Raw genomic sequence first — 22832 nt, 5'->3', positions numbered from 1 at the left:
CGGGAACGACCAGCCGCTGCGACGTAAGTATGCGCGGGCTACGGTCGGCCGCGACCCGGTAAGCTACCGTCTCACGGCGTCGGGGTGTGACTGCGGCCGGCGCGGAGCCGGTCCGCGGCGGAGACGGACCCTGCGGGGAGAACGGTTACTCGTCGGCGGTGGGGATCGGTCCGGTACCGACGACCTCGCGGACGGCCCCGGTGAACTCCTGGCGAGTCTCGAAGTAGGGAGTGTCGACCTCGTCCATCACGTCGGCCAGGTCCCGGGGACCGTCGGGGGTACGGATCGTGCTGTCGCCTTCGCGCTCGACGATGTCGCTGTGGGCGGCGCCCCAGTTCAGGCGCGAGGTGACGCGCGCGAGGGGCGCTCCCTCGACCGGTTCGCCCTCGCCGAGTTCGACCGCGGGTGCCTCCTCGTCGGAGTCGTCGTCAGCCATGCCCGCAAGTTCCCCGGCCCGGCGATTAGAGCTTTCGCTTCCAGCCGGCGGGAGCCCCGAAACGCGGCGGGTCAGAACAGGTCGTCGAGCTCCTCGTTGACGAACGCCTCCTTGGCCTCGCCGCGGTCGTCGTTCTTGGCCTCGTGGGCCTCCTTGGCCCGCTGCATGAACTCGTCGATGCGGTTGGAGCGCTCGACGCCGCCCAGCAGGACCAGCGCGGCGATGCGCTCGGAGTCGAGCGGGAAGTCGCCGCCGCGGACCTGCATGCTGCCCGTCTCCTCTTCGATCCACGAGCGGGCGCGCTCGACGCCCTTCCGGGAGATGCGCTCGGGCTGGCCGGCGACGACCAGCAGGCCCGTCTCCGCCTCGACGACGTTCGGGACGCTCGTCCCCGTCAACAGCGCGTTGCGCGTGGTGGAGGTGATGGCGTTGACGTTCTCGCCGGCGTCCTCGCTGGCGGCGGCGCTGGCGTAGCCGAGGACGGCCATGCCGCCGGGACGGAGCGTGTTGATGATCTCCGAGGAGTCGACGACGCTCTCGGCGACCTCGTCGACGGCCTCGATCTCGCCGGAGGCAAAGAGGAGGCCCAATCGCTGGGCGATGTTGTCGTTTATTTCGTTGAACCCCTCTTCCATCGACTCGCCGGCGGTGCGCCAGGCGTCGTTGTCGATGAGCAACAGCGAGTCGGCCTCGCGGGCGACGGTTTTGAGCGAGCGGCCGGCGTTGGCCTGGTAGATGGCGCCCTCGTCGCGCCCGGGGAGGATGCCGACGACGTAGACGGGGATGTCGTGGATGCGCTTGAGTTCACTGGCGAGCGCGGGCGCGCCGCCGGAGCCGGTCCCGCCGCCGAGTCCGGCGACGATGACGACGGCCTCGGCGTCGGTGGAGAGCTTCGCGTCGAGACCGTCCATCACCTCCGTCGCCTCGTCTTGCATGATCTCCGCGCCGAGTTCGTTGTCGCCGCCGACCCCGTGGCCTTTCACGCGGTCGCGGCCGATGAGCATCGTATCGATATCGAGATTCCGAAGGTCCGCCTCGGCGGTGTTGACCGCCATCGCCCCCTGCACGGCGCCGAACCCCATGTCGTAATCGTATTCGGCCAGCCGCTGGGTCACCTTGCCCCCGGCCTGGCCGACACCAATCAGGACGACTTTCATATCACTACCCTCGGAGTAGTGGTTATTCAACGTTGGGTACGGCCGAGGGTTCAAGTGCGGTGACGGGACCACCCCAGTCCATGTCCGAGCGAGACCTCGACGCGCGACTCGACGCCGTCGAACGCGCGCTGACCGACGGCGACACCGACCTGCGAGAGCTGCGCGACCGCAGCGGCGTCGTCGACGACCTCCAGACCCTCGAAACGCGGCTCGAAACCGTCGAATCGCGCCTGGACGAACTCGAAGCCGGCCTCGAAGCCGTCCGCGGCTACGCGGGCAACGTCCGCGCCGTCAACCGCGAGGTCGAACGCCGCGCCAGCGCCGCGCTCGCCAAGGCCGAGACCGTCGAGGCCGCCGTCGAGAGCGACGGCACGGGCCGCGACCGACCGAGAGAGCGGCCTCGCGACCCGTCTCAGGGCCCCAGCGAGCGCGGCGGACCCGTCGACTCAACCGACCGCACCGGCCCCGTCGACCCAGCCGAACGAACCGACCCCCTCGACTCGCCGAGCGACTCGTCCGCGGGGCGGACGCCCGGGCGTCCATCGGCGGGAACGACCGGGACGGCGAGCGCGGACCGCGATCCGACCGGTCCGACCGACTCCGACCGCCGCGACGGCGGCCGGGGACATCGTCGCGGACGGTCGAACGGGGCCGGTTCCGACGAGGACGGCCGGAAGACCCGGCAGCGCGACCGCTCGGCTCGCGGCGACGGCGACCGCTCCCGGAGAGACGGGTCCGAGAACCCGTCCTCGGAGTCGAACGCCGACAGCGGGACCGAACAGTTCATCGAGCGCGTCCGCGACGCGCTGTAGGCCGTGGTGAGGGTCGCCTTCACCGTCGCGCTGCTGGTCGCGGTGGCCGGGATTACGGTTCCTGCGGCCGAGTACGCGGGCGTCCAGCGCAGCGACACCGCCGTCAGCGACGCGGTCGACCGCCTCGTCTCGGAGGCCCGGGCGCTCGCGGCCGGCAACGGCGCGCTCCCGCCCGGCGCCGGCCCCGCGCGGCGCACGGTCACTCTCGATCTCCCGACCGAGGGGTTCGCCAGCGCCGGGATCGAACGGTTCGGCGTCGGTCGGCCGGCGCAACCGGCAGACTCGGAGACGGGTGTCCGTGAACGCGAGCGCGAGGGGCCGGCCGCGACCAGATTCGCCTGGCGCGTCGCCGGCGGGACGGAGCACGCGGTAGTCGCCGACGGCGTCCGCGTCCGACCGTACCCGACCGACCGGCTCCGGGTCGACGGGGAGACGCGACTCGCCCTCGAACTCGTCGCCGTCGACGGTCGGACGGTCGTCCGCGTCCGGCGCGAAGGTTGAAATACGGGCGCCCGGCCACCGGGGGCCATGGACGCACTGCTGTCACGACTCCGCGGGAGCGACGACGAGGACGGTTGCGAGTGCAGCCCGGCCTTCGAGGGGGACCGGCTGGTCGTCGACGCGGGCGACTGCCCCGGCGGCGGCCGCCTGGCGTCGTCGGCCGACTGCCGCGAGACGGTCGTCGGGGCGCTCACCGACCGCGACGCCGAAGCCGTCGAAACCCGCGCCGACGGGACCGTCCGGGCCTACGAGGACGACGCCGCGGCGCTGTTGACGGCGGCCGGACGGTTCGCCGACGCCGCCGCGTTCCACGACGAGCGCCTCGCCGACCGGGCGCGTCGCGACCCGCTCGCAGCCGCGCGGGAGGCGACCGGCCGGGCCGGTCCCGTCGAACGGATCGCCGCCGAGACGGGACTGGCCGAGGGCGCGACGGGTGCGGAGGGGTACGACGGCGCGCTCCGACCGTTCGTGGGGCCGACGATCAGCCGCTCCAGGGTGGCCGCGCGGCCGCCGAGCGACGCCCACCTGCGCGACCGTCGCGAACTCGACGCGGGCGGTCTCGTTCGGATCTACGAGCGGCCCGCCGACGCGCTGGCGACCTACCACCTCGAACCGGTCGAAGCGCGCTTCGACGAAGCGACGACGGCGACGCTGTCGGCCGCCTACGACCGACTGGCCGGCGGCGAGATCGGTGGCGCCGAGGTCGCGGGCGCCGAGCGAGCGCCGGGCCGGGCCGTCCGGGCGGTCGCCGACGAGGACGACCCGGTCGAGGACATCGCGGCCGTCCTCCGCAAGCACGCGCGGGGGTACGGCGTCGTCGCGGACCTGTTCGCCGACCCGCGCGTCTCCGACGTGTTCGCGACGGCACCGGTCGCGGCGAGGCCGCTGCGGGTCCGCGTCGACGGCGAGGCGATGCGGACGAACGTCCGGCTCACCGAGGCTGGCGCCGCGGCGCTGGCCTCGCGCTTTCGACGCGAGAGCGGGCGCGCGTTCTCCGGCGCCGACCCGACGCTCGACGCCGCCGTCGCGACCGGCGACCGCCGCGTACGCGTGGCCGCCGTGACCGATCCGGTGAGCGACGGCGTCGCCTTCGCCTTCCGCGCCGGCGACCGGGAGGCCTGGACGCTCCCCGCGCTGGTCGCGAACGGGACGATGTCCGCCGACGCCGCGGCCCTGCTGTCCGTGGCGGTCGAGCGCGGCGCGGCGGGCCTCGTGGCTGGCCCGCGCGGCGCCGGGAAGACGACCTGCCTGAGCGCGCTGCTGTGGGAGGTCCCTGCCGAGACGCGCGCGGTCGTCATCGAAGACACGCCCGAGCTCCCGGTCGACGCCCTCCAGTCGGGTGGCCGCGACGTGCAGGCGCTCCGCAGCTCGCTCGACGACGCCGGAACGAGCCCGACGGAGGCGCTCCGAACCGCGCTCAGGCTCGGCAGCGGCGCGCTCGTGGTCGGCGAGATCCGGGGCGAGGAGGCCGCCACGCTCTACGAGGCGATGCGCGTCGGGGCCAACGACGGCGCCGTCCTCGGGACGATCCACGGCGACGGCGGCGCGGCCGTCCGAGAGCGCGTCGTCGCCGACCTGGGTGTTCCCGAGAGCTCCTTCGCGGCGACCGACCTGCTGGTCACGCTCGAAGCCGCCGAGCGCGAAGGCGGGACCCAGCGCCGCGTCCGTGCGATCGAGGAAGTCGAGCGGACCGGTGGTGGACACGGAGGGACCGGCGACCGGCCGGACCCCGACGCCGACGCCGGATCGGTCGAGTTCGTCCCGCTGTACGAACGCGACGGCGACGGGCTGGGGTCGACCGACCGGATCGAACGGGGCAACAGCCGCCTAGTCGGGGCGCTGGCGCGACCCGGGGAGAGCTACGCCGACCTCAGAGCGGAGCTGTCCGCCCGAGCGGAGTGGCTCGACGGTCTCGCCGCCACCGGACGGACCGACCCCGAGGCGGTCGAACGAGCGCGCGTCGACCGGGTGGAAGCGTGACGACCGACACGCGGAATGGGGATGGGCGGGCGCCGCGACCGTCGCGGACGCCGGCGAATCGGGCTGGTACGGTCCGCGATGGCGACGACCGATTCGTCGCGGCCGTCGAGGCGCTCGCGACCGCCGCACCGTGGGACCCGGGCGAGGACCCGGAACTCGCGCGCGCCGTCGACTTCCTCGGGTGGGACCTCGACGCGGAGACGGTCCTCCGAGCGGGAGACGGCGCGGGTGTCCTCACGGCCGTCGCGGTCGCCGTACCGCTGACCCTGCTCCTGGGACTCCCGTCGGTGGGGGTCGCCGCGGGACTGCTGGTCGGCCTCGCCGTCGCGGCCGCGGCGCGGTACGTCCCCCGCGGCCTGGCGACCGCCCGGCGGACCCGCGCGCTCGGGACGGCGCCGGAACTCGTCAGCAGCGCCGTCCTGCGGATGCGACTGGCACCGACGACCGAGACGGCGGCCGCCTTCGCCGCCGAGACGTGCGACGGGCGGCTGGCGCGGAGTCTCGATGGGCACGTTCGAGGGGCGCGCGGGACCGGTCGGTCGGGACTGTCGTCGTTCGCCGACGAGTGGGCGGAGTGGTTCCCCGCGCTCCGACGCGCGCTCACGCTCGTCGAGTCGGCGGGTTCGGCCGAACCCGAGGAGCGCGAGCGGGCGCTCGACGGCGCGCTCGACGTGACGCTCGAGGGGACCCGGGAATCGATGGCCGAGTTCGCGGCCGGAGTTCAAGGGCCGGCGACGGCGCTGTACGCGTTCGGCGTGTTGCTCCCGCTGGCGCTCGTCGCGTTGCTCCCGACCGCCGGCACCGTCGGTCTGGAGATTCCCCTGTCGGCGGTCGTCGTCGGCTACGATCTGCTGTTGCCCGCGGCGCTACTGGTCGCGAGCGGGTGGCTGCTCGCGCGCCGGCCCGTCGCGTTCCCGCCGGCACCGGTCTCGCGGTCCCATCCCGACGTGCCGGACAGCCGGTGGCCCGCGGCGGTCGCGGGCGCGGCGACGGCTGCGGGCGCCTGGCTCGTCGTCACGACGATCGCGGCGCCCTGGACGGCGCTCGTGGCGGCGCCGGCCGCCGGGCTCGGCGTCGCGCTGGTCGTCGCCTACCGACCGATGACCGCGGTCCGCGACCGGGTCGCGGCCGTTGAATCCGGTCTACCCGACGCGCTGTATCTGGTCGGCCGCGAGGTGGATCGGGGCCGCTCGGTCGAGGCGGCGCTGGACGACGCTGTCGAGCTGCTGGACTCGGCGACGGGCGAGGTGTTCGCCGACGCCGTCCGCCAGCAGCGACAGGTCCGCGCGGGCGTCCACGAGTCGTTCCTCGGCGAGCACGGCGCGCTCGCGACGGTGCCGAGCGAGCGCGCGCGGAGCACGGCGGAGTTGCTCGCCGTCGCCGCCTCGGAGGGGCGGCCGGCCGGGCCGGCCGTCGTCGCGATGGCCGACCACCTCGACGACCTGCAGGGGGTCGAACGGACGATCCGACGGGACTTAGAACGGGTCACGTCGACGCTCGCGAACACGGCGGCGGTGTTCGGCCCGCTCGTCGGCGGCGCGACCGTCACGCTCGCCGAGCAGATGAGCACCGACGGCCCGTTGACGGCCGCCGTCTCGCCCGCCGCACTCGGCCTCGCCGTCGGCGCGTACGTGATGACGCTCGCCGTCGTCCTGACGACGCTCGCGACCGGCCTGGAACGGGGCCTCGACCGTTCGCTGGTCGGTTACCGCGTCGGCCGCGCGCTCTGTCTCGCGGCGACCGTCTTCGTCGCCGGCCTCGTGGGGACGGGGTGGCTCGTGTGAACGTTTAAATCGGAGTGGGCGACCAGCCCGACCCATGTTCGACACCGCCGTGGAATCGACCTACGTCTGGCTCGGGCTCGCGGTCGTGAGCGCCGGGATCCTGGGCTTCGCGCTGCGGGTCCCGACGGCGCCGCCGCCCGACGCGAAACCCGTCGCCCACACGATCGACAGCGTCGCCGCCAGCCCGCACGAGGCGACGGCTCGACACCCGGTCGACGCCCGGGGGATCCGGATCGGTGCTCACCGGGTCGGCCTGCGCGGTCCCGGCGGCGACGCTCACGCGTCGCTCGCGTACGGCCCCGTGGTCCGAGTTGCAGGTGGCGACGGCGACCGACTCCGGCGCGTCCTCCGCGGCGTCCCGCCCGAACGCGTGTTCCGAAGCGAGTCGACGTTCGCGCGAGTGCTCGACCGCTCGCGGACGACCGAGCCGTCGTGGCGGCCCGCGCCGGAGACGCTGCTCGTCAGACGAGTGAGCTGGGGGGACACGAATGCGACGCTCGTCGGGGCGTGAGGCCCAGACCGAGCCGCTGGCGGCGGTCGTCGCGGTGGTCGTCGTCGCCCTGGCGCTGGCGCTCTACGCCGGCGCCTTCGAGACGAACCTCCCGGGACCGGTCGAGCGGAACCACGCCGAGGCGGCCGCCGACCGGGTCGAACGCGCGCTGACCGTCGGCGGCGTCGCCCGGCCCGACCGGCTCGCCGCCGCGCTCGACCGCGGCCCCGACGGCTACCGGGTCAACGCCACGCTCGCCGTCGGGAACCGGACCGAACGGGCCGGCCCGACCGCACCGGGGACGGCGGACACCGCGCGTCGGCGAGTGAGTGTCGATACGGGCCCCGGCCGGGTCGAACCCGGTCGGCTGGAGGTGCGCGTATGGACCTGAGAGCGTCGAGCACAGCGCTGGACACCGTACTCTTCGTCCTGCTAATCGGCGTCGCCGTCGGGACGCTCGCGGGCGTCGGTGACCGGCGGGCACCGGACGGGAACCGCGTCGCCGAGGAGACGGCGGACCTGCTGGCGACGACCACGACCGAGGTGACCTACACGCGCTCGGCGCGGGTCCCGTCGTCGGCGCTACTGGACGGCGACGAGACCGTCTCGGTCACCGTCGACCGGACGGCGAGCGCCACGTACGCGGAGTTGCTCGCGGCGGCCGCGGTGGCCGACCCGGCGCTCGGAGAATCGTCCCTCACCGGGATGGGCGGGGACCTGCGGGCGGGAAGCCGGAACGCGACCCGGCGCGTCCTGCACACGCGAGAAGCGAACGCCCAGGTCGCGGTGACCTGGCGCCCCTACCCGGACGCGACGTTGCGGTCGTCGTTCACCGCGGGCGACGCACCGCCCCGCGACGCCGACGTGTCGGTCGCGACCGTCGCCGCCGCGAGCGGAGTGGCGAACGTCTCGGCCGCGGCGGAACGGGCGGCGCGGACGACCGGCTTCGACGGCGTCGCGACGGTGCTCGCCGACGCCGTGGTCGCGGGCCTGTTCCAGCCGAACGAGACGCGAGACGCGCTCTACAGCGAGGGGCCGGACCGGGCGCTGGTCGCCCACCGCTACCGGCGGGCCTCCTCCGTGCTGGGCGTCGATGCGACGGATTTCCTGACGCCCGAGGACGTCGAGCGGGCGAACCGGAGACTGTCGGGTGCGCTCGCGGCGCGGCTGTCGAGGGATCTGGGGCGACGGTACGATTCGCCGGCGGAAGCCGCCGGGGCGGTGCGAGCCCATCGGGTTCGGATCGTCGTCAGGACGTGGTCGCGGTGACTCGGGACGGGTTCGAGGTCGGAACGCGCGGTCGCGTCCCGTTCGCGCTCGTCGGCGTCCTGCTGGTGCTGTCGAGCGCGCTGTTCGCCAGCGCGGTCGACCGCCCGCAGCCGACGCCCGAGCCGGCGGTCGACCTGGCCGTCGAGCGGACGACCGCCGACGCCCGCGCGGCGGTCCGAACGGCCGTCGCCGAGGCGGGCGTCGCCGCCGCCAGCGACCCCGTCCTGACGCCGGCGAACAACCAGTGGGGGGCGCTGCTCGACCCAGAGACGGCGTTCAGGGACGCGCTGAGGGTCCGGATCTACCGCGCCGCCCGGGAGCGACTGCGGACGGTCGCCCGAACCCACCGCGGGGTTCGGGCGAACGCGTCGCTGGCCCCGACGCCGACGCCGGAGGCGCTCCGGGCGGCGATGGAACGAGTGAGCGTCGAACGGGCCGGCCCCGACGGGACGAAGCTCCGGGTCAGGCTCTCGAATGTCACCGTCGAGGCGACCCGGGACGGTCGCGTGGTCGGCACCGAACGCCGATCGTTCTCGGTCATCGTCCCGACGCCGGTGCTGGCCGTCCACGAGCGCGTCGAGACCTACCAGGAGCGGCTCAAGCGCGGGGTCTCGAAGCCCGGACTGGGCCAGCGGCTGACCGTCCGGCTGTACGCGGTGGCCTGGGCGCGCGGCTACGCCCAGTACGGTGGCGCACCGATCGAAAACGTCGTCGCGAACCGTCACGTCGAGCTGATGACCAACGGGGCGGTGCTCGACGAGCAGCGCGCGGTCTTCGGCGCGAGCGACCCGGACGGACGCGACGCGCTCGGAACCGCGATCGCTCGCGTCGGGCTGCAGGAGGTGGTCGCGACCCACGGCCCGAGCGAGGACTCGACGAACAAGCTCCTCCGCGAGGGCATTCGGACCGCCGGGGGCCCCTCGGAGAGCGCGGGCGTCCCGGGACTCGCCTCGGGCGGGACCGACGCGCCGGCACCGAACGAGACGGTGAACGTCTCCGTCGGGCTCTCGGCGGACAGGGCCTACCGGGAGTTCGTCCGCGACGGCCGGGTCAACGGGACGATCGACTCCGTGTACGGCGCCGACGTTCGGACGCTGGCGGCGACCGAGCGGGTCGGCGGCGGGACGCCCGCCCGGCCGGATCCGCCGTCGGGCGACGACTGGCAGTTCCGCGTTGAGTCGACGGACACCGACGTGGTCGGCGTATCGAACGCGACGGGCGGCCCGACCGTCTCGGACCCGTCGGGGTACCACCGGCTGGCGACCTACGTCCGGACGGTGCGGCTGCGCCACGAGCGGAGGGCGGTGTGGCATCACAACGGCTCGTTCAACTCGACGACGCGGACGAGCACCGAGACGAAACGGGTTCGTGTGGCCGTCGTCGGACGCCACGCGCCGACGCCCCACGCCCCGGACCATCCCATCCCGTCCGTCCACGAGCGGGGCGGCCGGTTCGGCGGCCCCAATCTCGCCGACGTGCCGCCGAAGGTCGACGATGCGGTCGAGTTCGCGGGCGGGCCGGACGCGCTCGCCGGGCGCGCGGCGCGCGGTACGCTCTCGGAGACGCCGACGCGGATCGACGGCGAGTGGCCCGGGGAGCTGTCGCAGTGGGTCTACCGGGACCTGATCGAGCTACGCCGAACGGTCCGGGAGGCGTCCGTCTCGGTCGCGCGCGGCCGGATGGGGACACACGAAGCGAGGCCGGCCGCGGAGCTGGCCGCGCAGCTACGCGAGCGGCGGGGTGAGCTCGTCGACGCGCCGGCCACGTACGATAGCGTCGCCGCCAAGGCCCGAGCGGCCGTCCGCGGGCGCTATCTCTCGTCGGTGGTCGATCGAGTGGAACGACGGGCGGACCAGCGGTCGAAACGCGAGAGCGCGTTCGAGAGCGCGATCGGGACGGTCGGCGGCCCGTCGCTGTCGCGGCTGCGGTCGAGTTACGACGCCCGACGGGCCGACGAGCGCGACGCCGGCCCCGGCGGTGGGCCCGGATCGGGCGGAGCCGGTGCAGGTGCCGGAGCGAGCAGCGACGGCCCGAATCTGGAGTATTCGGTCGACGGTGCGCCGCCGTACCTGACGCTGGCGAAGGTCACACCGGACCAGGTGACGGCCGTCGACAACGACACGCATCCGCTGACTACCCGGAACGTGAACTACTTCAGTATCCCCTTCGCCGACGCGACGGACGTGGCGCTGAGCGCGCTCCTCCCCGGCGGGACGAGCCGGGAGCGCCGGCTCTCGACGGCCGCTCGGGCGCTCCGGGCGGCCAACCGGACGCTCGACTACCGGCCCAACGCCACCGTCAGGGAGCGCCGCGATCGCCTGCAGGCGGAACTAAACGACACGGTCGCGGCGGTCGAGGGGGAACTCGCGGCGGAGCTGGCGTCGGCGGGCGTCGGCAACGCCTCGACCGACCGCGAGGCCATCGTCGAGTCGGGGGTAGACCGGTGGAGCTCGCTCGACGCGCGGGCGCTCGCGATGTCGAACGGGTCGGTCGTCGACCCGATCGTCGCCGCCGCGGCGCGGCGGGCCGAGGAGGAGTGGACGACGATCCGGCGCGACTGGGTGCGGTTGCAGGTACGGACCGGCCTGTACGACGCGCTGGAGTCGAAGCGGGGGAAGGTGTCGGGGACGGCGGTGACGACCGTCGCGACCGGGGTGAAGGACGTGGTGGGGCAGGCGGTCAAATCGAAGATTTCGGAGACGGCGGCGAAACGGTTCAACGAGTCCGTCACCGAGATCCCGGCCGGGTTACCGGTGGCGCCGCCCGTCGCGACCTGGTGGGTGACGACGAACGTCTGGTCGGTGACGGTCCGGGGCCAGTACGCCCGCTTCGCCGTCGAGGTGCCGCGGCGGACGCCCGCCGTCGGTGACGCGTCGCTGCAGTACGTCCGCGACGGCGGGAACGCGACGCTGGATCTGGACGGCGACGGCGCCTCGGAGGTACTCGGTCGCTCCTCGAAGGTGACGTTCACGACCCGGACGGCGGTGACGGTGGTCGTCCCGCCCGGCGGCACGGGCGTCGGGGACATCGACGGCAACTCGATCGAGCAGTCGAAGGGGTGGCCGATCCCGGGGCCGGACCCCCGAGAGCGTCCGTGGACCGGCGAGACGTATCCGCTGTCGGTCGATGGGAGCGGCGGAACCGACGAGCGGGACTGCGCGCCGAGCGAGCGGTACGAATACGATCCGACCGGCGAATGTCCGGACTGGAGGCAGGGTCAGTGACTCACGAGTCGACGAACCGAGCCGATCCGGGGCCGGTCGAGAGTGACACTGACTTGTAGGCCGACCGCGAAGGACGGGTATGCTCAGAGGCGAGTTCGAGTCGGCGGGCGAGCGGTCGCCCGAGGAGTTACGGAGCGCGTACGGGGAGGTACTGGCAGCGACGGTCGAGTCGGTGGGGACCGACACGGTCGTCTCGCGGTCGGGCGTCGACCGGGCGGTCGTCGAAGCGATCGCCGCCGGCGACCGGCCGGAGCTGACGCTGGAGGCCGCGTCGGCGGTCCTGGCGGCCGACCCCGACCGGCCGGACGGCGAGACGATCAAGCTGGAGGCGTTGGACATCCTGCTGATGGGGATGACCACCGCGGTCGTCGACGTCGACGCCGTCGCCGCGGGGCTGGACGACGAGATGGATCCCAAGGAGATCCAGCAGAAGGTGGAGGGCCGGTACCCGATCACGCTCGCCGAGTACGCGGCGATCCACCAGTTCCTCGAAGCCCGATAATGCGCGTCGCTATCCTCGGCTGTGGCTACGTCGGGATCGAACTGGGTCGGCAGCTGACCGCGTCGGGCCACGACGCGGTGGGCGTCCGCCGCTCCGAATCCGGCGTCGATGCGGTCGAGGCGGCCGGTTTCGCGGGTGTGCAGGCGGACGTGACCGACGGCGATGCGCTGGCGGCGGTGCCCGACGCCGACGCCGTGGTCTTCGCGGCCAGCAGCGGCGGTCGCGGCGCGCAAGCGGCCCGCGAGGTGTACATCGAGGGACTGCAGACCGCCGTCGACCACTTCTGTGGGCGCGACGACGCCCCCGACCGCGTCGTGTATACGTCGAGCACGGGCGTATACGGCGACCACGACGGCGACTGGGTGGACGAGGGGACGGCCATCGAGCCGACGACGGGGAAGACGGAGGTGCTCGCGGCGGCCGAGCGGATCGCCGTCGAGCGGCCCGCGGAGTACGGCGTCGACGGCACGGTCGCTCGGTACGCAGGGCTGTACGGCCCGGATCGGTACCGGCTGAGCCGCTACGTCGAGGGGCCGGTGACGGAGGGGTACCTGAACATGGTCCACCGCGACGACGCCGCGGGCGCGGTGCGGTACCTGCTCGAATCGGACCTGGCCCGCGGCGAGGCGGTCAACGTCGTCGACGACGAGCCGGTCGCCAAGTGGGAGTTCGCCGACTGGCTGGCGGGGGAATGCGGCGAGCCCGAACCGCCCAAGCGGACGATCGAAGAGCGGCTCGCCGCCGAGGACCTCTCGGAGACCGTCGAGCGGCGACTGCGGACGAGCAAGCGCGTCTCGAACGGGACACTGCGCGGGCTGGACTACGAGTTCGCGTTCCCGACCTACCGGGAGGGGTACCGGGCGGCGGTCGACGCGTATCTCGCGGAGGACGACGGGACGGCCTGACCCCGGACGAACCTGTTCGGTGTCCGAGTCGTCACGGAGCTGCCGTATCGAAATTCGGCCGATCGGCGGTCTTCGACCGCGATCTTCGCCGATTCGCCGGGCAGTAAGACAGTGAGAAACTACTTGACCCTCCAAGGCGACAGCCCGGGTATGCCACACGCAGCCGCGGGTGGCGTCGGGGCGGTCGCGCCCCAGGACGCCGCCGCGGCGGTCGCCGAACAGGACCCGCTGGTTCTGGCGGCCGCCGTCGTCGGCTTGCTCGCCGTGCTCGTCGCGCTCTGGTGGGGGATCCGGCGCTTACGCCGAACGCCGGGCGCGGAGTTCGTCGGTCACCTCGCCGGCCGCGACGAGATCTCGGTCCTGATGCACCCCAACCCCGACCCCGACGCCATGGCCTCGGCGCTCGCCGTCGGCGAGTTCGCCGAGGCGACCGGTGCCGACGCCCACCTCCAGTACCCCGGCCAGATCCGCCACCAGGAGAATCGCGCCTTCGAGACCGTCCTCGACCTGGAGTTCGACCGCGTCGAGAACGCGAGCGACCTGCTGGCCGACGACGTGGTCCTCGTCGACCACAACGAGCCCCGCGGGTTCGCCGGCGCCGACTCCGTCGACCCGGTCGCCGTCGTCGACCACCACCCCGGCGAGGGCACCGGCTCGGCGTTCACCGACGTGCGCCCCGACCACGGCTCCTGTGCAAGCATCTTCGCCGAGTACCTCGAACAGCAGGGCTGGGAGCCCGTCGCCCCGGAGGACGAGGCGGACCTCGGGGAGGACGACGACCGGGTCCTCCCCTCCGACACCGCCACCGGGCTGCTCTACGGCATCCAGTCCGACACCAAACAGCTGACCAAGGGCTGTTCCGCCGCCGAGTTCGAGGCGTCGGCGTACCTCTACGAGGGTATCGACGAGGACCGCCTCGACCGCATCGCCAACCCGCAGGTCGACGCCGAAGTGCTGGAGGTCAAGGCCCGCGCCATCAACCAGCGACACGTCCGCAACGCCTTCGCCGTCGCCGACGTGGGCGAGGTCTCCAACGCCGACGCCATCCCCCAGGCCGCCGACGAGCTGAGTCAGCTGGAGGGCGTCACGGCGGTCGTCGTGATGGGGCAGAAGGGCGACACACTGCATCTCTCGGGCCGCTCGCGCGACGACCGGGTCCACATGGGCAAGACCCTGCGCGCCGTCGTCGACGAGATCCCGATGGCCAACGCCGGCGGCCACGCCCGCATGGGCGGCGGGCAACTGTCCGTCGAGCACATGGAAGGGCTGGGCCCCGGCGACGGCCTCGACCGCGAGGAGTTCGTCGACCGCCTGTTCGACGCCATGGCCGGCGAAATTTAGGAGTATCGTGGTGTTCAGTTTCCGACGGCGAGTTCGTCAGCGGCCGCTGAAAGCCCTCGACCCGCTCGCTCCGAGCCGAACCTACCGAACGAGACAGCGCACGAGACAGCGGGCGGTGAACGCCCTCGGCGCGGGTGCGGTCGCTGGGCGGGATACCCTCGCTTCGCTCGCGGCTCCCTTCGGTCGCCGCTCGCATCGAGATCTCCCTCCGGTCGACCTCGTTCCGCTCACGAGAACACCAGAGACAGCACCTTACAGCGACGGCAGACGGCCACGATCCTCCCCAGCCGATTCGCTCGCCGTCGGCTCGCTCATCCCTCGCACGATGTCGACGGGCGGCTCTCACGAGGTTCGAGCACGCCCGACAGCGTGCGCCGACGTTGTCAGTCCACCAACCGCGCCGATTTCGAGGGACCCGGAAACCAAAACTCAGCGGTCGGTCACTTCGTCGAGGGCGCGTCGGGAGGCGTCGCAGACGGCGTCGGGGTCGAGGTCGGTCCCGGCCCAGGCGGGCAGCCGGTCGCCGGACTCGGGCGGACGGACGGATTCGGCGTAGGCGTCGACCTGCCGGCGCTCGTCGGCGGGATCGTAGTCGAGGCCGTTGAACGCGGCGTCGGCGGCGTACTGGTCGACCAGGCGGCGGGCGGTCGTCCGGTAGCGCTCGCGGAGGTCGTCGTAGTCGACGGCGACGCCGCCGTCGTCGAGCGCGCCGAAGAGCGCGGCGGCAACCTCGTCGGCCATGTCCGAGAGGCCGCCGCGGCCGCTGACGGCGCGGTGGTCGTGTTCGTGGATACCCAGATCGACCTGCGCGGTGCCCCCGAATCCGGCTGTTCGGAAGGCGTCGCCGAGCGTGGCGACCTCCAGCCCCCACCCGCGGGGTGGGCGGAACTGGCGGACCAGGTCGCTCGTGGCGGCGAACTCGCCGGCCAGCGCGTAGCGGAACGCGCCCAGATAGTCGACGAGCGGGGCGTCGTGCGTCTCGGCGAGCGCGGCGACGGCGGGCTCGTAGAACAGCCGGCAGAGCCGGCCGTAGAGGTGGTCGTTCTCGACGCGGGCGTAGTAGCCCTTGACGAACTCGTAGTCGCGGGCGAGCGGGAACAGGAGGCGGGGGACGTGCTGGGGCCCGTAGGTCGTCGCGTCGGCGTCGTGGACGGCGACGAGGTCGCTGCGGGCGGCGGCGGCGCCGAGTGCGAGCCACACGTCGCGGCCCTTGCCCGCCTCGCCGTTGAGGCCGTGTTCGCCCAGCAGGTCGCGGACGGTGGGCGCGTTGCACCACAGGACGTCGGCGTCGACGTCGAGCGAGTCGACCCACTCGCAGACCGCGTCGACTTTCCCCTCGTCGGCCCGCAGCGCGACGAGGACGGACTCGGGGTCGACCGTCCCCAGCGTCGAGAGGACGCGCTCGGCGGCGAGGCTGGCGTGGTCGCGGTCGGTCAGCGGCACCACGACCGTCGCCCGGTCGACCGGCGCCTCGGGCGCCCCAACGCCGAAGTCGTGCAGCGTCGCCACCCGCTCCTGGACGTACTCCATCGACGCCCGCTAGCGACTCGACGTTCATATAGCCCGCTATTCCGGCGTACGCGGGGTCGGTTTCGGGGTCCGACGGCCCGGATTTCACCCGACTGCGCCGGGCCGTGGTGTGTGGGATCTATGCATGGGGTTTTTCAGAGTCGGTGTCGTACCCCCGGCCATGAAATCGGTCCGGAAGGGGCTGCGTTCGGGGGAGATCGAGAAAGACGTCTACGAACGCCTCGCCTGCAGCGAATGCGGCGAGGAGCTCGGGACCGAGAACGACCCCGACGAGATCGGTACCGTCCGGGTCTGTCCGGAGTGCGACAGCAAGTGGAAGAAGGTCGGGTGACCGCCGCGCCGGCCCCGCCGTAGCGCCACCGACCGCCCGACGGTCACCCTTCTGCGGTACTCACTCGAAGACGGCGTCGAACGAATCGGCTCCGAGCGGCGGATGGGTCCCCGCCGCGACGTTCTCGGCGACGTGTGCCGGCGATCCCATCCCGACAAGCGAGCACGTCACGCCGGGCGCGCTCCGGGCGAAGTTGATCGCCTTCTGCGCGCTCGTCTCGCCCTCGACCCGCTCGGCCACGTCCTCGGGCAGCCCCGCCCGGGCGAGTTTCCCCTGCGCGAGCGACGCGCTCGTGAAGACGTTCAGTCCCGCGTCGTGAGCGAACCACAGCGTCGACTGGGGACCCTCCGAGCCCTCCTGAGCCTCGACGGTGAACGCGTCCGCCATCACCACGTTGAACGGCAACTGGACCGCCCGGAAATGCGTCGCCGCGTTCTCCGCGCGCTTGGCCGCTTCCCGCGCCCGCGAGACGATTTCGGCCAGCGAGAGGTAGCTGTCGTCGTCGCCGGGCACGCGCAGGGCGTCCCACGTCGCCACGCCGTACTGGCGGATGTCGCCCGCCGCGGCCCGCTCCTCCAGCCGGGTGAACGTCTCTTCCAGCTGGTCGTACACCGCCTCGGCCGAGCGGTCGGCCAGTTGCGTCTCCGGGTTGTGGACGTAGTACAGGTCGACGGTATCGAGGTCGAGGTTTTCCAGCGAGCGGTCGAGCTGGTCGTCGATGTAATCGGGAGCGATGCAGTGCTGGCCGGCGACCAGGTCGTCGGCGTCGACGATCCCCGTGTCGACGTACTCCTCGTGGATCCACTGGCCGGGATTCTCCGGGCGTTCGCCGTCGAAGGGGACGAACCCGCCCTTCGTCGCGACGAGGACGGCCTCGCGGTCGGTGTCGGCCGCTTCGAGCGCCTCGCCGACGACGCGCTCGCTGCGCTGGTTGCGGTAGTTGATCGCCGTGTCGACGACGTTGACCCCCGACTGGAGCGCCTCGACGATGGCGTCGTGATAGGCGTCGTCGGCCTCGTCGGTCGGGTCGCCGAGGTAGGTGCCGACGCCGACGCTGGAGACGACGCCCTCGCCGAACCGCCGGAAGTACGTGCGGGCGAACTCGTCGCCGAACTCGTCGCGATACGCCCACGTGGCGTCCCTGGTGACCATACCGGCGGTTCGGCCCCGGCGGGGAAAAGCGTACTATCTCGGCGGCGACGGTGGTCAATGGAGTGAAGGCGGTAGTGGTGCTGTCGGCGCGCGCTGTCGAGCGTGTCCGCCTCTTGGCGGACCGCTCGAAATAGTCGTGCGAGGGATGAGCGACGGCAGGAGCGAATCGGTTGGGGAGGTTCGTGGCCTTCTGCGGTGCTGTGCGGGGCGGTCTGCTGTTGCGGTGCTGTCCTCGGCGGACTGAAAGGGCGAGGCGCGCTCGCGCTTGCGTGGTCGCCTGAGCGGGCACTATCCGAGGCCGCGAAGCGGCCGAGGATATCCCGCTTCAGCGACCGCGAGCGGGTCGAGGGCTTTCAGCGCTTGCTGTCGAGTGCGGTCGAAACAGCACATGTGAGCGGGTCAAGGATGTTCGACGCCCCACGGTCGCTGCGGATACTGTCGCCACGACAGATGGAACTCAATCTTCGAGGTGGTCGGCCATCCACGCGAACTGGTCGTCGACCATCCGCCGGCCGGCGTCGGTCAGCGCGTACTCGTCGTGGATGCCGGCCTCGCGGAGTTCGAGGTGGCCGTTGTCGACGAGCGTGGCGAGCGCGCCGTAGAACGACTTCGGTTCGATGCGCCCGTCGTAGTGCGATTCGAGCCGCGACTTGAGCGCCTGGCCGTGGAGCGGTCCCTCCCCGGCGAGGATCACGCAGATGTCCCGGCGGCGCCCGCTCTGGAGCCACTTGGTCATGGACGGCTCTGCGTCGGGGGACGGGTCGACTCTTGCGGTTCGCGACGGGGCGCTGGACCGGCGCGTAACGAGGCGCGATCGAAGCCTACGACTATCACCGGCCCACAGATCCGCCAATGACCGACGCGACCGCGACGAGCGACGGGATCACGGCCCGCTACGAGGAGACCGAGACCGAGCGACTGCTGACCTTCGAGCGCGACGGGGCGACGGCCGCGGTCGCCCAGAACGTCGAGGGCTACGCCATGCTGAAGGTCCGGCCGAGCGCGGACGGCGACGAACTCGAACGCTACTACGGGTTCGACATGGCGCTGGACCACGCCGCCGAGCTGCTCGGCGTCGGCCCCCACGACCTGCCGGTGCCCGAGGCGGCCGACGACATGGGGATGTGAGAGCGGGGGATCCGGATGCGATCCGGCGATTCGATCGACTGATCGTGCGTTCGGTTCACACGTGAACGCGCGGCTTTTACCGGCTGGAGTCCCTACGAGTAGTCGATGAGCCACCCACGCGTCACCGGCGTCGGGTTGACTCCGTTCGGGGAGCACTCCGAGCGGACGGGGCGGGACCTGTTCGCCGAGGCCGGACTGGCGGCGCTCGACGACTCGGGGGTCGACCCCGACGACGTCGAGGCGCTGTTCTACGGCAACTTCATGGGCGAACTCGCCGAACATCAGGGCCACCAGGCACCGCTGATGGCCGAGGCCGTCGGCCTCGACGTGCCGGCGACACGCTACGAGGCCGCCTGCGCCTCCAGCGGCGCGGCGGTCCGCGAAGCAGTCAGACATCTGCGGTCGGGCGAAGCGGACGTGATCCTCGTCGGGGGGAGCGAACGCATGACCAACATCGGGACCGCGGGGGCGACCGACGCCCTCTCCATCGCGGCCGACGACCTCTACGAGATCCGCGCCGGGATGACCTTCCCCGGCGCCTACGCGCTGATGGCCCGCGCGTACTTCCGGGAGTTCGGCGGGTCCCGCGAGGATCTGGCCGCCGTCGCCGTGAAGAACCACGACCACGCCCTGCCCAACGAGCACGCCCAGCTCCGCAAGGAGATCACCGTCGAAGACGCGCTGGGAGCGCCCATGGTCGCCGATCCGCTGGGGCTGTACGACGCCTGCCCGATCACCGACGGCGCCAGCGCCGCCGTCCTGACCAGCGCCGAGTACGCCGCGGAGCACGGCCTCGGCGCGTCGGTGGCGGTCACCGGCACCGGCCAGGGCGGCGACAACCTCGCGCTGCACGACCGCGAGAACCTCGCCCGCTCGCCCGCCGCGAGCGAGGCCGCCGAGGAGGCCTACGCCGACGCCGGCGTCGCTCCCGACGACGTGGACATCGCCGAGGTCCACGACTGTTTCACCATCGCCGAAGTGCTCGCCATCGAGTCGCTGGGCCTCTGCGAGCCCGGCGAGGGGATCGCCGCCGCCCGCGACGGGAAGACCCACGCGACCGGCGAGACGCCCGTCAACCTCTCGGGCGGGCTGAAGGCGAAGGGCCACCCCGTCGGGGCGACCGGCGTCGCGCAGGTCGTCTCGCTGACGAAGGTGCTCGAAGGCGAGTCCGCGTGGGCCGACGACGTGGGCGACGCGCGCGTCGGCGTCGCGCACAACGCCGGCGGCACCGTCGCGAGCGCGACCGTCCACGTCCTGGAGGTGGTCGCGTGAGCGACAAAGCCAGAGACGGCGCCTTCGACGACTGGCTCGACGCCATCGAGGACGATTCGGGGTACTACGTCGAGTGCGAGAACGGCCACGGCTGGCTCCCCCCGCGGCGGGTCTGCCCCGACTGCGGGAGCCGCGACCTCTCGGAGACGCCGCTGCCCGACGCGGGCGAGGTGGCGACGTTCACCGAGGTCTCGGTCGCGACGCCGCAGTTCAGCGCCGACACGCCCTACGTCACCGCCATCGTCGACTACGGCCCCGTCCGCGTGACCGGTCTGCTGCGCGGCGCCGACCCCGACGACGTGGACGTGGGGATGCCCGTCGGTATCGGTGTGGGCGAACGGGAGACGACGGGGGATCGGGCGGTCGTCTTCCGGCCGCGCTGAGGCGGGAAGTGGTGACGGCCAGCCACCCGGTCAGGCCCCGGACTCGACGGTCACTCCGCGCACCACGTCGAGGAACTCGACGGGGTGCTCGACGTGCGGGAGCAGTTCCGAGTCGCCGATGGAGACCAGTTCCACGTCGGCGGCCTCGGCGAGTTCGCGGCCGGTCGACAGCGGCGGCATGTCCGTCTCGGCGCCCCAGACGAGCGTGACCGGGACGCTCAGGTCTCCGAGGACCTCGGCCAGGTCGACGTCGGGGTCGAGGTGGCCGCTGATAAAGGAGGCGGGGGCGAACCGCGCGCCCGGCTGGTGGGCGCTCTCCCACTCGTAGCGGACCGTCTCGGAGTTGAGCTTCGAGGTGTCGTGATAACCGTGGTCGTCGTGGAAGTAGCGGATCGACCGGTCGCTCACGATCCCGTTGTAGATCGCCTGCCCGACGACCGGCGCGCGGATCAGCGACCGGAGCCAGACGCGCCGGCCCGGGACCGTGTCGGCGGTCGGGCAGACCAGCACGAGCCGCGACACGGCCACGTCGCGGGCGGCGTCGGCGGCGTAGGCGCCGGTCAGCGACGACGCGACGACGACGGCGTCGTCGCTGGTGTCGGTCAGGAAGTCGCGGACAAACGTGGTGTACAGCGACGCCGAGTAGGTCAGCGGCGGGCGGTCGGACCGCCCGAACCCGGGCAGGTCGGGCGCGATGACGTGGTAGTCCTCGGCGAGGGTCTCGAAGACCATGCGCCACTCGTTGCTGGTCGCCGCGGCGTTGATACCGTGCAACAGGACCAGATCCTGGTCGTCGGGGTCGCCGGCCTCCGTGTAGGCCACGTCGAACCCGCGCCAGCGGTAGGTGCCGGCGTCGCCCGCGAGCGGCGGGCCGAGTTCGCCGGCCCGCCGACCGAGCACCCGGTTGGTCGCGGCTGCCGCGCCGACTGCTCCGAGCGTCGCTCCGACGACTGTCCGCAGTTTCATACCCGTGGGTTGGGGCCTCGCCCGCATATAAGTGATGTTCAGCGGACAGTGTCGGGGAGGGAGGAGCTACTCCCGAGACTCACGGCGCCCGGCCACGCAGTCGGCGAGCGGTTCGAGGACCGCCTCGGCGACGGTGTAGGGGTCCGTCTCGCGACGGAGGACGGCGTCGACGCGCTCGTCGAGGCCGCCGCGGGCCTCGATCTCCTCGGCGAGTAGCTCGCGCGCGTCCTCCCGGAGGAGCGTCCGTATCTCATCGGCGTAGCGCGTCCGGGCCTTCGCCTCCAGCTGGCCCGACTCGACGAGGTACGCCCGGTGGTCGTCCATCGCCGCGATCAGGTCGTCGATCCCCTCGCCGCGGTCGGCGACCGTCTCGACGATCGGCGGGTCCCAGGGCTCAACCCCCTCCGCGTCGGCGCCCTCGGCCGCCCCGTCGCTGCCGACACCGCCGCCTTCGGGACCGGTCCCGCCGCCCACGTCGACGGTGGTCTCGGCGAAGCCGTGGTGCCCGCCGGCCTCGACCTCGCCGTCGCGCAGCTGGAGCATCTCCCGCAGTTCGCTGACGGTGCGGTCGGCGCCGTCCAGGTCGGCCTTGTTGACGACGAACAGGTCGGCGATCTCCAGGATCCCCGCTTTGAGCATCTGCACGTCGTCGCCGCTGCCCGGCGGGACCAGTACGACCACCGTATCGGCGGTGCGGACGATGTCGACCTCGTTCTGGCCGGCGCCGACGGTCTCGACGATGACCTTGTCCTTGCCGAAGGCGTCCAGCGCCTTCACCGCGTCCGTCGTCGCCGTCGAGAGGCCGCCGAGCGTCCCGCGGGCGGACATCGACCGGAAGAACACGTCCATGTCGCCGACGTTCGAGGCCATTCGGATCCGGTCCCCGAGGACCGCGCCGCCGGTAAAGGGCGAGGCCGGGTCGATGGCGATGACGCCGACGGTGAGGCCCGCCTCGCGGTAGGTCGCGGCGAGCTTGTCGACCAGCGTCGACTTGCCCGCGCCGGGGCTGCCGGTGATCCCGATCACGTCGGCGTCGCCGGTGTGGGCGTGTAGCTGGGAGACCAGGTCCCGGTACCCCGGCGAGCGGTTCTCGATTTTCGTGATCGTCCGCGCCAGCGCCCGGTGTCTCCCGTCGAGCAGGTCCGCGATGAGGGGGTCGAGGTCGTCGGTGGATTCGGACGGATTCTCCGAGTCCCCGCTCGTCATCGTCGTTCGGGCGCGTTCGCCCGGATGTAGTCGATCATCTCGTCCATCGAGGCGCCCGGACCGAAGATCTCGGCGACGCCCGCCTCGCGCAGTCGCTCCTCGTCGTCGTCGGGGATGATCCCGCCGACCAGCACCAGCGTGTCCTCGCGGGCGCCGTACTCCGCCAGCCCGTCCATGATCTTCGGGACGAGCGTGTTGTGCGCCCCCGAGAGGATGGAGATGCCGAGCACGTCCACGTCCTCCTGGACGGCGGCCTGGACGACCTCGTCGGGCGAGCGGTGCAGGCCGGAGTAGATGACCTCGAACCCCGCGTCCCGCAGCGCCCGCGCGATGACGTGCGCGCCCCGGTCGTGCCCGTCGAGCCCGACCTTGGCGACGAGACAGCGGATCTGCCGTTGGCCCTGCTCTGCGCTCATGGCCGCTAGTTGGACCGATTCCCGTTTCACGTTTGCGGTGATTTTTG

Annotated in this window: 23 protein-coding genes; 15 read left to right on the top strand and 8 right to left on the bottom strand. The window is 72.6% G+C overall.

Annotated elements, in window-relative coordinates; translation table 11 throughout:
• Window positions 1-145 precede the first annotated feature (145 nt).
• Window positions 146-436, bottom strand: coding sequence for a DUF5789 family protein (locus HZS55_RS09625; protein ID WP_179911466.1), 291 nt, complete (start codon window positions 434-436; stop codon window positions 146-148).
• Between the two features lie 71 nt (window positions 437-507).
• Window positions 508-1593, bottom strand: a complete 1086-nt coding sequence (locus tag HZS55_RS09620) for a tubulin/FtsZ family protein (RefSeq protein ID WP_179911465.1) — start codon at window positions 1591-1593, stop codon at window positions 508-510.
• Window positions 1594-1673: 80 nt separating this feature from the next.
• Here HZS55_RS09620 and HZS55_RS09615 point away from each other — a divergent pair, with 80 nt between their 5' ends.
• The 11 genes from HZS55_RS09615 (at window position 1674) to HZS55_RS09565 (ending at window position 14401) form a co-directional block, all read left to right on the top strand.
• The gene (locus HZS55_RS09615; protein ID WP_179911464.1) at window positions 1674-2405 is read left to right on the top strand and encodes a DUF7310 family coiled-coil domain-containing protein; all 732 of its coding nucleotides are present in this window, start codon (window positions 1674-1676) and stop codon (window positions 2403-2405) included.
• A gap of 6 nt (window positions 2406-2411) precedes the next feature.
• Entirely contained in the window at window positions 2412-2906 is a 495-nt protein-coding gene (locus HZS55_RS09610; protein ID WP_179911463.1) for a DUF7311 family protein, read from the top strand.
• 27 nt (window positions 2907-2933) lie between these two features.
• Window positions 2934-4886 (top strand): ATPase, T2SS/T4P/T4SS family, encoded by a 1953-nt coding sequence (locus HZS55_RS09605; RefSeq protein ID WP_179911462.1) that lies wholly within the window; start codon window positions 2934-2936, stop codon window positions 4884-4886.
• On the top strand, window positions 4883-6670 hold the full coding sequence (locus HZS55_RS09600; protein ID WP_179911461.1) for a type II secretion system F family protein: 1788 nt from the start codon (window positions 4883-4885) through the stop codon (window positions 6668-6670). The genes HZS55_RS09605 and HZS55_RS09600 overlap by 4 nt, the downstream gene beginning before the upstream one ends.
• A 34-nt stretch (window positions 6671-6704) precedes the next feature.
• Entirely contained in the window at window positions 6705-7181 is a 477-nt protein-coding gene (locus tag HZS55_RS09595) for a DUF7283 family protein (RefSeq protein ID WP_179911460.1), read from the top strand.
• Window positions 7159-7551 carry a DUF7285 family protein gene (locus HZS55_RS09590; protein WP_179911459.1) on the top strand — a complete coding sequence of 131 codons (393 nt, stop codon included), beginning with the start codon at window positions 7159-7161 and terminating at the stop codon, window positions 7549-7551. The genes HZS55_RS09595 and HZS55_RS09590 overlap by 23 nt, the downstream gene beginning before the upstream one ends.
• Window positions 7542-8429 carry a DUF7284 family protein gene (locus HZS55_RS09585; RefSeq protein ID WP_179911458.1) on the top strand — a complete coding sequence of 296 codons (888 nt, stop codon included), beginning with the start codon at window positions 7542-7544 and terminating at the stop codon, window positions 8427-8429. The genes HZS55_RS09590 and HZS55_RS09585 overlap by 10 nt, the downstream gene beginning before the upstream one ends.
• On the top strand, window positions 8426-11653 hold the full coding sequence (locus tag HZS55_RS09580; protein ID WP_179911457.1) for a DUF7286 family protein: 3228 nt from the start codon (window positions 8426-8428) through the stop codon (window positions 11651-11653). The genes HZS55_RS09585 and HZS55_RS09580 overlap by 4 nt, the downstream gene beginning before the upstream one ends.
• A 79-nt stretch (window positions 11654-11732) precedes the next feature.
• Window positions 11733-12155 carry a DUF5791 family protein gene (locus tag HZS55_RS09575; protein WP_179911456.1) on the top strand — a complete coding sequence of 141 codons (423 nt, stop codon included), beginning with the start codon at window positions 11733-11735 and terminating at the stop codon, window positions 12153-12155.
• Window positions 12155-13060 (top strand): NAD-dependent epimerase/dehydratase family protein, encoded by a 906-nt coding sequence (locus tag HZS55_RS09570; protein ID WP_179911455.1) that lies wholly within the window; start codon window positions 12155-12157, stop codon window positions 13058-13060. The genes HZS55_RS09575 and HZS55_RS09570 overlap by 1 nt, the downstream gene beginning before the upstream one ends.
• A gap of 150 nt (window positions 13061-13210) precedes the next feature.
• A complete protein-coding gene (locus HZS55_RS09565) occupies window positions 13211-14401 on the top strand; it encodes a DHH family phosphoesterase (RefSeq protein WP_179911454.1) in 1191 nt (396 codons plus the stop codon).
• Between the two features lie 429 nt (window positions 14402-14830).
• On the opposite strand, the gene HZS55_RS09560 is transcribed toward HZS55_RS09565, so the two are convergent.
• Window positions 14831-15931 carry a glycosyltransferase family protein gene (locus HZS55_RS09560; RefSeq protein ID WP_179911453.1) on the bottom strand — a complete coding sequence of 367 codons (1101 nt, stop codon included), beginning with the start codon at window positions 15929-15931 and terminating at the stop codon, window positions 14831-14833.
• Between the two features lie 160 nt (window positions 15932-16091).
• On the opposite strand from HZS55_RS09560, the gene HZS55_RS09555 reads away from it, so the two are divergent.
• Window positions 16092-16262 carry an HVO_0758 family zinc finger protein gene (locus HZS55_RS09555; RefSeq protein ID WP_179911452.1) on the top strand — a complete coding sequence of 57 codons (171 nt, stop codon included), beginning with the start codon at window positions 16092-16094 and terminating at the stop codon, window positions 16260-16262.
• A 60-nt stretch (window positions 16263-16322) separates the two neighbouring features.
• On the opposite strand, the gene HZS55_RS09550 is transcribed toward HZS55_RS09555, so the two are convergent.
• Window positions 16323-17414: an aldo/keto reductase gene (locus HZS55_RS09550; RefSeq protein ID WP_179911451.1), complete on the bottom strand. Its 1092-nt coding sequence runs from the start codon at window positions 17412-17414 to the stop codon at window positions 16323-16325.
• A 457-nt stretch (window positions 17415-17871) separates the two neighbouring features.
• Window positions 17872-18150 (bottom strand): PadR family transcriptional regulator, encoded by a 279-nt coding sequence (locus tag HZS55_RS09545; RefSeq protein ID WP_179911450.1) that lies wholly within the window; start codon window positions 18148-18150, stop codon window positions 17872-17874.
• Between the two features lie 116 nt (window positions 18151-18266).
• On the opposite strand from HZS55_RS09545, the gene HZS55_RS09540 reads away from it, so the two are divergent.
• From HZS55_RS09540 to HZS55_RS09530, 3 genes are all read left to right on the top strand, one after another.
• Window positions 18267-18542: a DUF7111 family protein gene (locus tag HZS55_RS09540; protein WP_179911449.1), complete on the top strand. Its 276-nt coding sequence runs from the start codon at window positions 18267-18269 to the stop codon at window positions 18540-18542.
• A 105-nt stretch (window positions 18543-18647) separates the two neighbouring features.
• On the top strand, window positions 18648-19814 hold the full coding sequence (locus tag HZS55_RS09535; protein WP_179911448.1) for a thiolase domain-containing protein: 1167 nt from the start codon (window positions 18648-18650) through the stop codon (window positions 19812-19814).
• On the top strand, window positions 19811-20197 hold the full coding sequence (locus HZS55_RS09530; protein ID WP_179911447.1) for a Zn-ribbon domain-containing OB-fold protein: 387 nt from the start codon (window positions 19811-19813) through the stop codon (window positions 20195-20197). Before HZS55_RS09535 ends, HZS55_RS09530 begins: the two co-directional genes overlap by 4 nt.
• Window positions 20198-20227: 30 nt before the next feature.
• Here HZS55_RS09530 and HZS55_RS09525 read toward each other — a convergent pair whose 3' ends face one another.
• The 3 genes from HZS55_RS09525 to HZS55_RS09515 form a co-directional block, all read right to left on the bottom strand.
• Window positions 20228-21163, bottom strand: coding sequence for an alpha/beta fold hydrolase (locus tag HZS55_RS09525; protein WP_179911446.1), 936 nt, complete (start codon window positions 21161-21163; stop codon window positions 20228-20230).
• A 66-nt stretch (window positions 21164-21229) separates the two neighbouring features.
• Window positions 21230-22369 (bottom strand): methylmalonyl Co-A mutase-associated GTPase MeaB, encoded by a 1140-nt coding sequence (meaB, locus tag HZS55_RS09520; RefSeq protein WP_179911445.1) that lies wholly within the window; start codon window positions 22367-22369, stop codon window positions 21230-21232.
• A complete protein-coding gene (locus tag HZS55_RS09515) occupies window positions 22366-22785 on the bottom strand; it encodes a cobalamin B12-binding domain-containing protein (RefSeq protein ID WP_179911444.1) in 420 nt (139 codons plus the stop codon). Before HZS55_RS09515 ends, meaB begins: the two co-directional genes overlap by 4 nt.
• Between the last annotated feature and the right edge of the window lie 47 nt (window positions 22786-22832).

The organism is Halosimplex rubrum (genome assembly GCF_013415885.1).
Classification (GTDB): Archaea; Halobacteriota; Halobacteria; order Halobacteriales; family Haloarculaceae; genus Halosimplex; species Halosimplex rubrum.
The sequence above is the reverse complement of the archived record's forward strand: the minus strand, read 5'-3'. Positions and strand labels throughout refer to the sequence as shown.